Consider the following 12,538-nt stretch of genomic DNA (forward strand, 5'->3'; position numbering starts at 1 on the left):
CCCGTACAGGACGCTCCCATGACCGCACGCGCCTATCGCGACGCCAGGGGCCGGCCGCTCATCGCGGTGACGGGCCTCGGCCTCGTTTCCTCCCTCGGCCGGGGCCAGGCCGACACCTGGGCCGCCCTGACCGAGGGCCGCTCCGGGATCCGGGAGATCGCCCGCTTCCCCACCGAGGGGCTGCGCACCCGCATCGCCGGCACCGTCGACTTCCTCGACACCGACCCGCTGGTGGCGCCGCTCCTCTCCGAGCGGTTCGCCGCCGTGGCCGCCGAGGAGGCGCTGGAGCAGGCGAATGTCGGCGGCAAGGGCACCTTCCCCGGGCCCCTGTTCATCGCCGTCCCCCCCGTCGAGATGGAATGGCCCCAGCGCCGCGCGCTGGCCGAGGCCGTCGAGGGCGACGGGCCGGTGGACTATGCCGGCCTGCTCCGGGCCGTGGCCACGGGCCGCTTCGACGCGTGGCACGACCTGTTCCTGTTCGGCACCGTCGCCGACCGGATCGCCGAACGGTTCGGCACCCGGGGCTCGCCCATCTCCCTCTCCACCGCGTGCTCCTCCGGGGCGACCGCGATCCAGCTCGGCGTCGAGGCGATCCGGCGGGGCGAGACCTCGGCCGCCCTGTGCATCGGCACGGACGGCTCGGTGAACCCGGAATCGCTGATCCGCTTCTCGCTCCTCTCCGCCCTCTCGACGCGCAACGACACGCCCGAGGAAGCCTCCCGCCCCTTCTCGAAGGACCGGGACGGGTTCGTGATGGGCGAGGGTGCCGCCGCCCTGGTGCTGGAGGACGCCGCCGCCGCCGTGGCGCGGGGGGCGACGATCCTCGGCTACGTGCTCGGCTGCGGCGAGAAGGGCGACGGCTTCCACCGCACCCGCTCCAGCCCGGACGGGGCGCCGATCCTCGCGGCGATCCGCGCGAGCCTGGACGATGCCGGCCTCACGCCGGATGAGATCGACACGGTGAACGCCCACGGCACCTCCACGCCGGAGAACGACCGGATGGAGGCCACGGGCATCGCCGCCGTGTTCGGCGAGCGGGCCGCCACCCTGCCCGTCACCTCGAACAAGTCGATGATCGGCCACACCCTCACCGCCGCGGGCGCCATCGAGGCCGTGGCCTCCCTGCTGTCGATCCGCCACGGGCGCATCCCGCCCACCATCAACTACCGCCAGCCCGACCCGGCGCTGAGCCTCGACATCGTCGGGCAGGCCCGGGACGTGCCGGTGCGGACGGTGCTGTCGAACTCCTTCGGCTTCGGCGGCCAGAACACCTGCCTCGTGCTCGGGGCGGAGCCGGCATGAGCGGCGGGGGAGAGAAGCGCGTCCTCGTCACCGGGGGCGGCACGGGGCTCGGCGCCGCCATCGTGCGCGGCCTCGCCGGGGCGGGCTACGCGGTCGACTTCACCTACCGGGCCTCGGGCGAGGCGGCGGCGGCCCTGGCGAGCGCGCTGAACGAGGCCCATCCCGGCCTCGGCATCCGCGGCTACGCCGTCGACCTCGCCGACCGGGCGGCGCTCGACGCCTTCTGCGACACCGCCGAGGAGGTCGGCTACCACGGCCTCGTTCACAACGCCGGCCAGTCGAGCGACGGGCTCGCCGCCATGTTCGATCAGGACCGGGCGGAGGCGGCGATGCAGGTGAACTTCTTCTCCCTCACCCGCCTCGCCAAGGCGCTGGTGCGGGGGATGACCCGGGCCCGCGCGGGCCGGATCGTCGCCATCGGCTCGGTGGCGGCGCTGCGGGGGAACGCGGGCAACGCCGCCTACGCCGCCAGCAAGGGCGCGCTGATCGCCTATTGCCGGACGTTGGCCGTCGAATCCGCCAAGCGCGGCGTGACGGTGAACGTCATCGCCCCGGGCTTCATCGACACGGCGATGCTCGCCCCCTACGCCGCCCACCGGGCCGGCATGGAGCGCCAGATCCCCGCCGGCCGCTTCGCCCGGCCCGAGGAGGTCGCGGCGCTGGCGACCTTCCTGATGGGCGAGGGCGCGGGCTACATCACCGGGGCGGTGCTGCCGGTGGACGGCGGCCTGACCGCGATGATGGGCGTCCACCGCTCCTGAGTGCCCTGTGACCTTGCCGATGCGCCCCTTCGCCGCCACCCTGTTGCTCGCGATCCTGCCCGTCGGCGCGGCCCGTGCCGAGCCGCAGGCCTACCGGGTCACCGGCCTCGCCCCCGGCGAGCCGCTGAGCATCCGCGTCGAGCCGGATGCCGCCGCCGAGGTGGTCGGCGAGATCCGCCAGCGCGCCCTGGTCTTCGGCTGCACCAACGACACCCCGAGCCGCACCACCTGGTGCCGCGTCCGCATCGGCCGCACCGTAGGCTGGGCGCGGCGGCGGTATCTCACGCCCGATTGATCGGGCGGGGCCGACCCCGTAGATTGCGGCCCGAGGTGCCCGGATGGCCACGATGATCATTCGCGCGGCGGTTCTCCGCCCGCAGCACATCGAGGGTGATCCCTCCCTGTCGGAAGCGATCCGGGGGCTCGCCTCCGGCGCAGGGCTCGTCCAGCGCCTCGAAGGGCGCCCCCTCCGGTTCCGCCGCGCCCGAGAGGCGGAGCGTCCGGCGGGCGGCCTCGCACCGGAGCCGAGGGATGCCGCGTTCTGGCGGGCGCTGCAGACGCGGCGGGGGGCGACGATCACGGCCGAACGGGATGCGCCCGATCCCTATCTCCTGTCCCGGACGGCGACGCCGACCGCATGGAACAGCCCCGAAGATGCCGAGGCCCATGACGGGCTCTGAGCGGTTCGACGTTCCTACCGCCCTCTTCCCCTTCATCGACGTGCCGGTCCATAAGCGCCGGCCGGTCCTCGTCCTGTCGGGGGCCGACTTCGACGCCGCCAACGGGCACGCGGTGGTCGCGACGAACACGACGGGCGCGGGCAGCCATCGGCCGAGCGACTGCCCGATCGGGGGTCGGGCCGCCGCGGGCCTGTCGCATCCCCCGATCGCGCGCGGCAAGCCGTTCACGGTGCCGAACGCGCAGATCGGGCGGCTGTCCGGGCCAAGCCGGCAGCGGATCGGCCGCCGTCTCGACGCGATCCCCTGCGGCCCCCGCAGCGTCGTCCTCTGAGGTCCGCATCGCCGGCCTCGCATGCCATCCACTGGAACCGTTTCGATGCGAGCCCTCCAACTCTTCGGCGACCGTGACCTGCGCCTGACCGAGGTCGAGCCGCCGCCGCCCCCCGGCCCGGGCGAGGTGCGGCTGCGCATCCGCGCGGTGGGGCTGAACTTCATCGACGTCTGGGGCTTCCGCGGCATGGCCTTCGCCAAGCGCCGGATGCCCCTGATCGTCGGGGCCGAGGCCGCGGGGGAGGTGGAATCCGTGGGCGAGGGCGTCACCGGGCTCGCGCCGGGCACCCGCGTCGTGCCCTACGGCGCCCTGACCTGCGGCCGATGCCGCGCCTGCCGCGAGGGCCGGGACAACCTCTGCGAGGAGGTCGGCGGCGTGATGGGCTTCCACATCGACGGGTTCGCCCGCGAGCTCGTGACCCTGCCCGCCCGCCTCGTGGTGCCGGTGCCGGAGGGCATCGCCGACGCGGACGCCGCCTGCGCCGGCATCGCCTTCGGCACGGTGCAGCACATGCTGTTCGACAACGCCAAGCTGGAGCCCGGCGAGAGCGTGCTGGTCCATGCCGGCGGCTCGGGGATCGGCACGGCGGCGATCCGCATGGCGAAGGCCATCGGCTGCACGGTCTTCACCACGGTGGGCGACGACGAGAAGGGCGCGAGGGCGGCCGAACTCGGGGCCGACCACGTCATCAACTACCGCACCGAGCGGTTCGAGGGTGAGGTCCGCCGCCTGACCAAGCGCAAGGGCGTGGACGTGGTGTTCGAGCACGTGGGCGCCGACACCTGGAACGGCTCGCTCCTGTGCCTGAAGCGCGGCGGGCGCCTCGTCACCTGCGGCTCCACCTCCGGCCCGAGCGCGACGATGAACCTGATGCAGCTGTTCCAGCAGCAATACCGCATCACCGGCTCGTTCGGCTGCTCGCTCGCCAACATCGGCCAGTCCCTCGCCAAGATGAAGGACGGCATCCGCCCGGTGGTCGACACGGTCTATCCCATGGCCGACTTCACCCAGGGGCTGGAGCGGCTCGAGTCGCGCAAGGTGTTCGGGAAGATCATCGTGGCGCTGTAGGGTCGCGCGGTCCGGCTGCCCCATTCGCACCGCAGCGGGAAACATGGTCTAAGGGCGGCCTTCGTCCAGGATATTGAATACGTTGCTGCGCCTCGCCCTCATCCTGAAGCGGTCCTTCCCGCGGCTCGCCGGCTTCGCCAGCATCCCGCTGATCCGCCTGATCTTCGCCCTGGCGCGCCTCCTCGGGCCGGAGCGGGCGGCGACCTTCGGCGGGGGCCTGCTGCGCAGGATCGGGCCACTGCTCCCCGCGCACCGGACGGCGCTCGCCAACATCCGCGCCGCCTTCCCGGAGATGGCGGAGGCGCAGGTCAGGGAGATCGCCCTCTCGGCCTGGGACAACCTCGGCCGCACGGGGGCCGAATACGCCCACCTCGACACGCTGCTCGACTACGACCCCGAGGCCACGGGGCCGCTGCGCAGCGAGGTGGAGGGCATCGAGCACTTCTTCGCCCTGCGCGACGACGGCCAGCCCGGCCTGATCTTCTCGGCGCACCTCGCCAACTGGGAGCTGCCGGCGATCTGCGCGGCGAAGTTCGGGCTGGAGGCGACCGCCGTGTTCCGGCCGCCGAACAACCCCGCGGCCAAGCGGCTGGTGCAGGAGGTCCGCCGCAGCACGATGGGCGGGCTGGCGGCCTCCGGCCCCGGCTCGGCCTTCGCCATGCAGGGGGTGGTGGACCGCGGCGGCCATCTCGGCCAGCTCATCGACCAGCACTTCACGCGGGGCGTGGTGGTGACGTTCTTCGGCCGCCCGTGCCTCGCGAACCCGCTGCTCGCCAAGCTCGCCCGCCACTACGATTGCCCCGTCCACGGCGCGCGGGTCATCCGCCTGCCGGGTGAGCGGTTCCGCCTCGAACTCACCCCGCCCGTCACCCTGCCCCGGGACGCGGACGGGACGATCGACGTGACGGGCGCCATGCAGGCGATGACCGACGTGGTGGAGGGCTGGGTGCGCGAGAATCCCGGCCAGTGGCTGTGGATGCACCGCCGCTGGCGCCCGGACATGCTGCCGAAGGCCGCCCCACGGAAAACGGCATCTCAAGGCAACGTGACTTCACAGGCCGAGCCGACCGCGCTGTGATCGCCCGGCAATGAGGCACGCCCGAGCCCGCACCCGCACCGTCGCGCGCCGCGTGGTCCTCTCCGCCGCGGCGGGCCTCGCCTGCCTGATCGCGTCAACCGCCCCGCGGGCCGAGCCCGTCTCGGCGGTGGTGGAGATGTTCACCAGCCAGGGCTGCACGGCCTGCCGGGCGGCCGAGCCCGTCATGCGCGACCTCGCCCGCAAGCCGGGCGTCATCGCCCTCACCCTGCCGGTGACCTACTGGGACTATCTGGGCTGGCACGACACCCTCGGCCTGCGCGCGCTCAACGAGCGGCAGCGGGCCTATGCCCGGGCGCGGGGCGCCCGGCAGGTGGTGACCCCGCAGGCCATCGTGGACGGCGGCCCCACCGCCATCGGCTCGAACCGCCCGGCCATCGAGCGCCTGCTGTCGGAGGTGGACCGGGCGACCCTTTTGCCGGTGCCGGTGAGTGCCGAGGTCCAGGGCAACCGGATCGTGGTCGAGGTCGGGGTCCGCGGGGGCCCGGCCAAGCCCGATCCGAAGCCCGAGGGCAAGGACGACGTCTGGCTGGTGCCGCTCCTGAAGCGCCGGGAGACGGAGGTCGGGGCGGGCGAGAACGGCGGCCGGGTCGCCACCTACGTCAACGTGGTGCGCGGTCTCCAGCGCCTCGGCTCCTGGACCGGCCAGCCGGTGCGGTTCGAGGTGCCGGCCTCCGCCGCCGCGGTGTCCGAGGCCGACGGCTGGGTGGTGCTGGTGCAGCATGCCCGCGAGGGCCGGCTCGGGCACATCATCGGCGCCGCGAAGGGACCGGGGCTGTAGGAGGCCGGAACGGGCCGTCCCGCCGGGATGCCGCCTCGGGGTCACGGCGCGAAAGGCGGCGCGTCCGTCGGGACGTTGCATCGCAGCACGAGGCCGCGTAACAGGGGGCCATTCGCAAGGACCCGGTGCAAGCCCGGGTGGCTCTTCCGGCCGCCGATCCGCCGGACCACGCATTCGAGACGCGGCCAGCCCCGATACCCGGGCACCGGTCTCCCTGCGGTTCAATCGATGACATCACAGACTTCCTCCGCCCCTCCGGCGCGCCTTGCCGCGCGCCTTCGCGCACAATTCGGCGGCGCCCGCGTCGAGATCCTGTCGGGTATCGTCGTCGCCCTCGCCCTGATCCCCGAGGCGATCGGCTTCTCGGTGATCGCCGGGGTCGATCCCAAGGTCGGCCTCTACGCCTCCGTCGTGATCGCCTGCACCATCGCCTTCACCGGCGGGCGCCCGGCGATGATCTCCGCCGCCACCGCCGCCACGGCGGTGGTGATGGTGGACCTCGTCCGCGACCACGGGGTGCAGTACCTCTTCGCGGCCACGATCCTGATGGGCCTCATCCAGATCGCGGCGGGCTTCCTGAAGCTCGGCCGGCTGATGCGGTTCGTCTCGCAATCGGTGATGACCGGGTTCGTCAACGCCTTGGCGATCCTGATCTTCCTGGCGCAGATGCCGGAGCTGACCGGGGTGAGCCCGGCCACCTACGGGCTGATCGCCCTCGGCCTCGCGATCATCTACGGCTTCCCGTACATCACCCGCGCCGTGCCCGCGCCGCTGGTGGCGATCGCGGTGCTGACCGGGCTGACGGCCTGGCTCCACCTCGACGTGCGCACCGTCTCGCATCTTGGCGCCCTGCCCTCGGCCCTGCCGAGCTTCGCCCTGCCGCAGGTGCCCTTCACCCTCGAGACCCTGCGGATCCTGCTCCCCTACGCGGCGACCCTCGCCGCGGTCGGCCTGCTGGAGAGCCTGCTCACCGCCCAGATCGTCGATGACATGACCGACACGGGCAGCGACAAGAACCGCGAGTGCCTCGGCCAGGGGGCGGCCAACATCGTCTCGGCGCTGTTCGGCGGCATGGGCGGCTGCGCGATGATCGGCCAGTCGGTGATCAACGTCTCCTCCGGCGCCCGGCGGCGGCTCTCGACCTTCGTGGCCGGGGCCTTCCTCCTGCTGCTGCTCGTCGCGCTGCAGGACCTGCTGGCGGTGGTGCCGGTGGCGGCGCTGACGGCGGTGATGATCATGGTCTCGATCAACACCTTCTCCTGGCGCTCCCTCGCCCGGCTGCGGACCAACCCGCTGCCCTCCTCCGTGGTGATGCTCGCCACCGTGGCGGTGGTGGTGGCGACCCGCGACCTCGCCATCGGCGTGCTCGTGGGGGTGCTGCTCTCCGGCGTGTTCTTCGCCGGCAAGGTGGCGCGACTCAGCCGGATCGCCTCCACCCTGTCCCCGGACGGCCGCACGCGGACCTACACGGTGACGGGACAGGTGTTCTTCGCCTCGGCGGCCACCTTCTCCGACGCCATCGACCTGCTGGAGCCGGTGGAGCGCCTCGTCATCGATGTCGGCGGGGCCCATTTCTGGGACATCTCGGCCGTGGCCGCCCTCGACCGGGTGGTGCTCAAGGCCCGGGAGCGGGGCCGGAGCGTGGAGGTGCGCGGCCTGAACCAGGCGAGCGCGACGCTGGTGGAGCGCTTCGGCACCCATCACAAGGCCGGTGCGGCCACGCTGCCGCACCACTGACGGGGCTCCCCGGCGCCCCGCCCCCTTGCGCCGCGCCCGCCGGGACCCCATTCCCGACTGGCCGGCGCAGGGGCCGGGGTCCAGGAAAGAGCCAAGGCGGTGACGACGTTCTCTCCGCGTGAGATCGTGTCCGAACTCGATCGCTTCATCGTCGGGCAACACGAGGCCAAGCGCGCGGTGGCCATCGCCCTGCGCAACCGCTGGCGCCGCCAGCAGCTCACCGGCCCGCTCCGCGAGGAGGTGGCGCCCAAGAACATCCTGATGATCGGGCCGACCGGGTGCGGCAAGACCGAGATCGCCCGGCGCTTGGCCAAGCTCGCCAACGCCCCGTTCCTGAAGGTCGAGGCCACCAAGTTCACCGAGGTCGGCTATGTCGGCCGCGACGTCGAGCAGATCGTGCGCGACCTCGTGGAGGTCTCGCTCGGCCTCACCCGGCAGGCCAAGCGCGAGGCGGTGAAGGCCAAGGCCGAGGCGGCCGCCGAGAACCGCATCCTCGACGCGCTGGTCGGCCCCACCGCGAGCCAGGCCACCCGCGACAGCTTCCGCCGCAAGCTGCGCAACAGCGAGCTGGACGACAAGGAAGTCGAGATCGAACTCGTCGCCAGCGCGCCGTCCGGTCTGCCGATGTTCGAGATCCCCGGGATGCCGGGCGCCTCCATGGGGGCCATCAACATCGGCGACATGCTGGGCAAGGCCCTGTCCGGCCAGCGGGGCAAGCCCCGGCGCATCGCCGTGCGCGACGCCTACGCCCCCCTGCTCGCCGAGGAATCGGACAAGCTGGTGGACGACGAGGCCCTGACCCGCGAAGCCATCCGCGAGGTCGAGGACAACGGGATCGTCTTCCTGGACGAGATCGACAAGATCTGCGCCCGCGAGGGCCGCGGCGGCGGGGACGTCTCCCGCGAGGGCGTGCAGCGGGACCTGCTGCCGCTGATCGAGGGCACGACGGTGGCGACCAAGCACGGGCCGGTGAAGACCGACCACGTGCTGTTCATCGCCAGCGGCGCCTTCCACGTCTCGAAGCCGTCCGACCTGCTGCCCGAGTTGCAGGGCCGCCTGCCGATCCGGGTGGAGCTTCAGCCGCTCACGGTGGACGACTTCAAGCAGATCCTCACCGCCACCGAGGCGAGCCTCATCAAGCAGACCCTCGCGCTGATGCAGACCGAGGGCGTGACCCTCGCCTTCACCGACGATTCCATCGACGCCCTGGCGCGGGTCGCCGTGGAGGTGAACGGCTCCGTGGAGAACATCGGCGCCCGCCGGCTCCAGACGGTGCTGGAGCGGGTGCTGGACGAGATCTCCTTCACCTCCACCGACCGCTCCGGCGAGACGGTGACGATCGACGCCGCCTACGTCCGCGACCGCGTCGAGAACCTCGCCGCCAACGCGGACCTGAGCCGGTTCATCCTGTAGGGGGTTCCCCTGCGGGCGCAGCGAAGCGAGCCAGGATCGCGGGACGTCTCACGAAGGTCGCGCGGTCCCGGCTCCCCTCGCCCCGCCCGCAGGGGCGGCGGTGGGGGCGGGATCGCAGCCCCCCCGTCCCCCGCGACATGGGGCTGCTCAGCGCAGCCGCTTGCGCGCCTCGTCGCGGCCATGGGCCTCGGTGGCGAACAGCATCGTGCCGGCGGCCAGGCCGAGGGCCGCCGCGATGCCGAATTTCAGCCAGCGCGGGTCGGCCGCCGCCACCCGTGAGCGCGACCGGGAATCGAATCGGCCATGGGCGCCGGGATCGGTGTCGACGGGCTCGTAGAGGTTGTCGGGGCGGTTCTTCGACGCCTTCACGCTGGTCATCTCCCCATGGTAGCCGGTGCGGGCGAGGTAGCCGTCGATCCAGCCCGGGACGAGCATGTTGCCGAGGATCGCCTTCCAGGCCGGTCCGCCGATCCACAGCTCCCGGGGCGCCGCGTGGGCGGCCCGGTAGACGTGGCGGGCGATGGCCTCCGGCTGGTAGATCGGCGGCACCGGCTCCAGCGTGCGGGGCAGGCGCGAGCGCGCCCAATCGAACTGGGGCGTGTTGACGGCCGGGAGCTGCACCATCGTCAGCCGGACCTTGCTGCCGTCGTGCAGCAGCTCCGAGCGCAGGGAATCCACGAAGCCGCGCACCGCCGCCTTGGCCGCGCAATAGGCCGCCTGCAGGGGAATCGAGCGGTAGGCCAGCGCCGAGCCGATGTGGACGATGGTGCCCCGGTCGGCTGGCACCATGTGCCGCAGAGCCGCCAGCGTGCCGTGGACCTGCCCGAGATAGGTCACGTCCGTCACCCGCTGGAACTCCTCCGGGCTCGTCTCCTGGACGGGGGCGTAGACCGTCACCATCGCGTTGTTGATCCAGACGTCGATGCCGCCGCAGGTCTTGGCGACAGAATCGGCCACCTCCTGCAGGGCGGCGGGGTCCGCCACGTCGGCGGCGAAGGCGATGGGGCGCCCGCCCAGGCGCTCGACGTCGCGGATCGTCCCCGCCAGCCCGACCTCGCCGCGCGCCACGAGGCCGACAATCCAGCCATGCCGGGCGAATTCTTGCGCGATCGCGCGGCCGACGCCCGCGCTGGCACCGGCGACCACGACGGTCGGCCGTCTCGACTTCAGGGCGGACATCTCATCTCCAGGCAGTGACGCTGCGCCCTCAACGTCCGTCGGGGGGCGTTCTTTCCCGTCGGCGCCGCAGGAACGTGCGCGTTGCCTCGCCCGAGCCCGGCGGCCTATAAAAACCGCAGTTCCGTCAGCGGCGTCCGGGGGCCGAGGCTCCCCGGCACCGCGCTACTCGCAAGTCCGAAGGCACATGGCCGGTCATTCCCAGTTCAAGAACATCATGCACCGCAAGGGCCGCGTCGATGCGGTCCGCTCCAAGATCTTCGGCAAGCTCGCCCGCGAGATCACGGTGGCGGCCAAGCTCGGCACGCCGGACCCGGCGATGAACCCGCGCCTGCGCGCCGCCGTGCTCGCCGCCCGCGCCGAGAACATGCCGAAGGACAACATCGAGCGCGCCATCAAGAAGGCGTCCGGCGCCGACGGCGAGAACTACGAGGACATCCGCTACGAGGGCTACGGCCCCGGCGGCGCCGCGCTGATCGTCGAGGCGCAGACCGACAACCGCAACCGCACCGCCTCCGACGTGCGCTCGGCCTTCACCAAGTCCGGCGGGAGCCTCGCCGAGACCGGCGCGGTCGCCTTCATGTTCGACCGGGTGGGGGTGATCGCCTATGCGCCGGGCGTGGCCGACGCGGACACGATGCTGGAGGCCGCCATCGAGGCCGGCGCCGACGACGTGTCCTCCGGCGAGGAGGGCCACGAGGTGATCTGCGCGCAGGATTCCTACGGCGAGGTCGCCAAGGCGCTGGAGGCCAAGTTCGGCGACCCGACCCGCACGGGCCTGATCTGGAAGGCCCAGAACACGATCGACGTGGACGACGAGACCGGCGAGAAGCTGATCCGCCTCGTGGAGGTGATCGAGGACCAGGACGACGTGCAGAACGTCTACGTCAACTTCGCCCTGTCGCCGGCGCTGATCGCCAAGCTGGAGGCGTAAGCCGCCCTCCTCGGGGGCGCCGCGTCCCACGCCGGAATGGCGGTGGCGGGCCGGAATTGCGGAGCAAGATGCGGGATGCCGGCCCGGCCGGGGCGGGGCAGGATCGCGGGACGGGGCGCCCACGGCGTCCCGAGGAGTCCGACCCATGCAGTCCCCCCTCCCGGCCCACTCCGACGAAACGGAGGCCTGCTGGGCGGCCCTCCTCGCCCGTGATTCGGGCGCGGACGGACGCTTCGTCTACGCGGTGCGCACCACGGGGGTGTATTGCCGGCCGAGTTGCGCCGCCCGCCTGCCCCGCCGGCAGAACGTGAGCTTCCATCCGACCGGCGCGGAGGCCCGGCGGGCGGGTTTCCGCCCCTGCCTGCGCTGCCGCCCCGACGGCCCCTCCCCCGCCGAAGCCCGCCGGGATGCCGTCGCCCGGGCCTGCCGGCTGATCGGCGAGGCCGCCGCGCCCCCGCCCCTGGCCGAGCTCGCCCGGTCGGCGGGCATGAGCGCCTTTTATTTCCACCGGGTCTTTCGGGACGTCACGGGGGTGACGCCCGCCGCCTATGCCCGCGCCCGCCGGGCGGAGCGCGTGGCGGCGGCCCTGCCCGCCGCCGCCACGGTGACGGGGGCGCTCTACGAGGCCGGCTACGGCGCCGCGAGCCGGTTCTACGCCGAGGCGGGGCCGCGGCTCGGCATGGCCCCCGCCCGTTACCGCCGGGGCGGAGCCGGGACGCGGATCCGCTTCGGCGTCGGGGCCTGCAGCCTCGGGGCGATCCTCGTGGCGGCGACGGAGCGGGGCGTCTGCGCGATCCTGCTCGGCGACGAGCCCGACGCCCTGGTGCGGGACCTTCAGGACCGTTTCCCCGCGGCCGACCTGACCGGCGGCGACCCGGGCTTCGAGGCGTGGATGGCCCGCGCCATCGGGCTGGTGGAAGCGCCCGGCCGGGGGCACGACCTGCCCCTCGACATCGGCGGCACCGCCTTCCAGCAGCGGGTCTGGGAGGCCCTGCGGGCGATCCCGGCCGGCACCACCGCCTCCTATGCCGAGGTGGCCAAGGCCATCGGCGCGCCGGGCTCCTCGCGGGCGGTGGCCCTGGCCTGCGGCGCCAACGCCCTCGCGGTGGCGATTCCCTGCCACCGGGTGGTGCGCACGGACGGCGCCCTCTCCGGCTACCGCTGGGGCGTCGCCCGCAAGCGCGCCCTGCTCACCCGCGAGGGCGTTCCGGAGGCCCCGTCCCCATCGCGCGTGACGTGATCCAGGGGGCGGGGCCTTT

General features: G+C 73.1%; 13 protein-coding genes and 1 other annotated feature. Of the genes, 12 read left to right on the forward strand and 1 reads right to left on the reverse strand.

The features are described 5' to 3' along the window. Positions 1-18 precede the first annotated feature (18 nt). The 10 genes from MKK53_RS17030 to hslU all read left to right on the forward strand — a co-directional run bounded on the left by MKK53_RS17030 (position 19) and on the right by hslU (position 9,169). Positions 19-1,302, forward strand: coding sequence for a beta-ketoacyl-ACP synthase (locus MKK53_RS17030; protein ID WP_243929880.1), 1,284 nt, complete (start codon positions 19-21; stop codon positions 1,300-1,302). Next, positions 1,299-2,063 (forward strand): SDR family NAD(P)-dependent oxidoreductase, encoded by a 765-nt coding sequence (locus MKK53_RS17035; RefSeq protein WP_243929881.1) that lies wholly within the window; start codon positions 1,299-1,301, stop codon positions 2,061-2,063. Before MKK53_RS17030 ends, MKK53_RS17035 begins: the two co-directional genes overlap by 4 nt. Before the next feature lie 19 nt (positions 2,064-2,082). After that, the gene (locus MKK53_RS17040) at positions 2,083-2,358 is read left to right on the forward strand and encodes an SH3 domain-containing protein (RefSeq protein WP_243929882.1); all 276 of its coding nucleotides are present in this window, start codon (positions 2,083-2,085) and stop codon (positions 2,356-2,358) included. Positions 2,359-2,410: 52 nt separating this feature from the next. Beyond that, positions 2,411-2,743: a hypothetical protein gene (locus tag MKK53_RS17045; RefSeq protein ID WP_243929883.1), complete on the forward strand. Its 333-nt coding sequence runs from the start codon at positions 2,411-2,413 to the stop codon at positions 2,741-2,743. Beyond that, a complete protein-coding gene (locus MKK53_RS17050) occupies positions 2,730-3,074 on the forward strand; it encodes a hypothetical protein (RefSeq protein WP_243929884.1) in 345 nt (114 codons plus the stop codon). Before MKK53_RS17045 ends, MKK53_RS17050 begins: the two co-directional genes overlap by 14 nt. Positions 3,075-3,119: 45 nt before the next feature. Then, complete coding sequence (locus MKK53_RS17055; RefSeq protein ID WP_243929885.1) at positions 3,120-4,142, forward strand: zinc-binding dehydrogenase; 1,023 nt, start codon at positions 3,120-3,122, stop codon at positions 4,140-4,142. A gap of 82 nt (positions 4,143-4,224) precedes the next feature. Then, a complete protein-coding gene (locus tag MKK53_RS17060; protein ID WP_243929886.1) occupies positions 4,225-5,220 on the forward strand; it encodes a lipid A biosynthesis lauroyl acyltransferase in 996 nt (331 codons plus the stop codon). A 10-nt stretch (positions 5,221-5,230) separates the two neighbouring features. Then, on the forward strand, positions 5,231-6,019 hold the full coding sequence (locus MKK53_RS17065; protein WP_243929887.1) for a DUF1223 domain-containing protein: 789 nt from the start codon (positions 5,231-5,233) through the stop codon (positions 6,017-6,019). Positions 6,020-6,134: 115 nt separating this feature from the next. Then, positions 6,135-6,190, forward strand: a sequence feature (sul1 is cis-regulatory element that is thought to sense ions involved in sulfur or methionine metabolism; They are found in Alphaproteobacteria). 57 nt (positions 6,191-6,247) lie between these two features. Next, positions 6,248-7,756 (forward strand): SulP family inorganic anion transporter, encoded by a 1,509-nt coding sequence (locus MKK53_RS17070; protein ID WP_243929888.1) that lies wholly within the window; start codon positions 6,248-6,250, stop codon positions 7,754-7,756. Positions 7,757-7,855: 99 nt separating this feature from the next. Further along, complete coding sequence (gene hslU, locus MKK53_RS17075; RefSeq protein WP_243929889.1) at positions 7,856-9,169, forward strand: ATP-dependent protease ATPase subunit HslU; 1,314 nt, start codon at positions 7,856-7,858, stop codon at positions 9,167-9,169. A gap of 147 nt (positions 9,170-9,316) precedes the next feature. On the opposite strand, the gene MKK53_RS17080 is transcribed toward hslU, so the two are convergent. Further along, positions 9,317-10,348, reverse strand: coding sequence for an SDR family oxidoreductase (locus MKK53_RS17080; RefSeq protein WP_243929890.1), 1,032 nt, complete (start codon positions 10,346-10,348; stop codon positions 9,317-9,319). Positions 10,349-10,532: 184 nt separating this feature from the next. On the opposite strand from MKK53_RS17080, the gene MKK53_RS17085 reads away from it, so the two are divergent. After that, on the forward strand, positions 10,533-11,279 hold the full coding sequence (locus MKK53_RS17085) for a YebC/PmpR family DNA-binding transcriptional regulator (protein WP_243929891.1): 747 nt from the start codon (positions 10,533-10,535) through the stop codon (positions 11,277-11,279). A 145-nt stretch (positions 11,280-11,424) separates the two neighbouring features. Further along, positions 11,425-12,519: a bifunctional DNA-binding transcriptional regulator/O6-methylguanine-DNA methyltransferase Ada gene (ada, locus tag MKK53_RS17090; protein WP_243929892.1), complete on the forward strand. Its 1,095-nt coding sequence runs from the start codon at positions 11,425-11,427 to the stop codon at positions 12,517-12,519. Positions 12,520-12,538: the final 19 nt, after the last annotated feature.

The sequence above is a fragment of the Methylobacterium sp. J-076 genome (assembly GCF_022829405.1).
GTDB lineage: Bacteria > Pseudomonadota > Alphaproteobacteria > Rhizobiales > Beijerinckiaceae > Methylobacterium.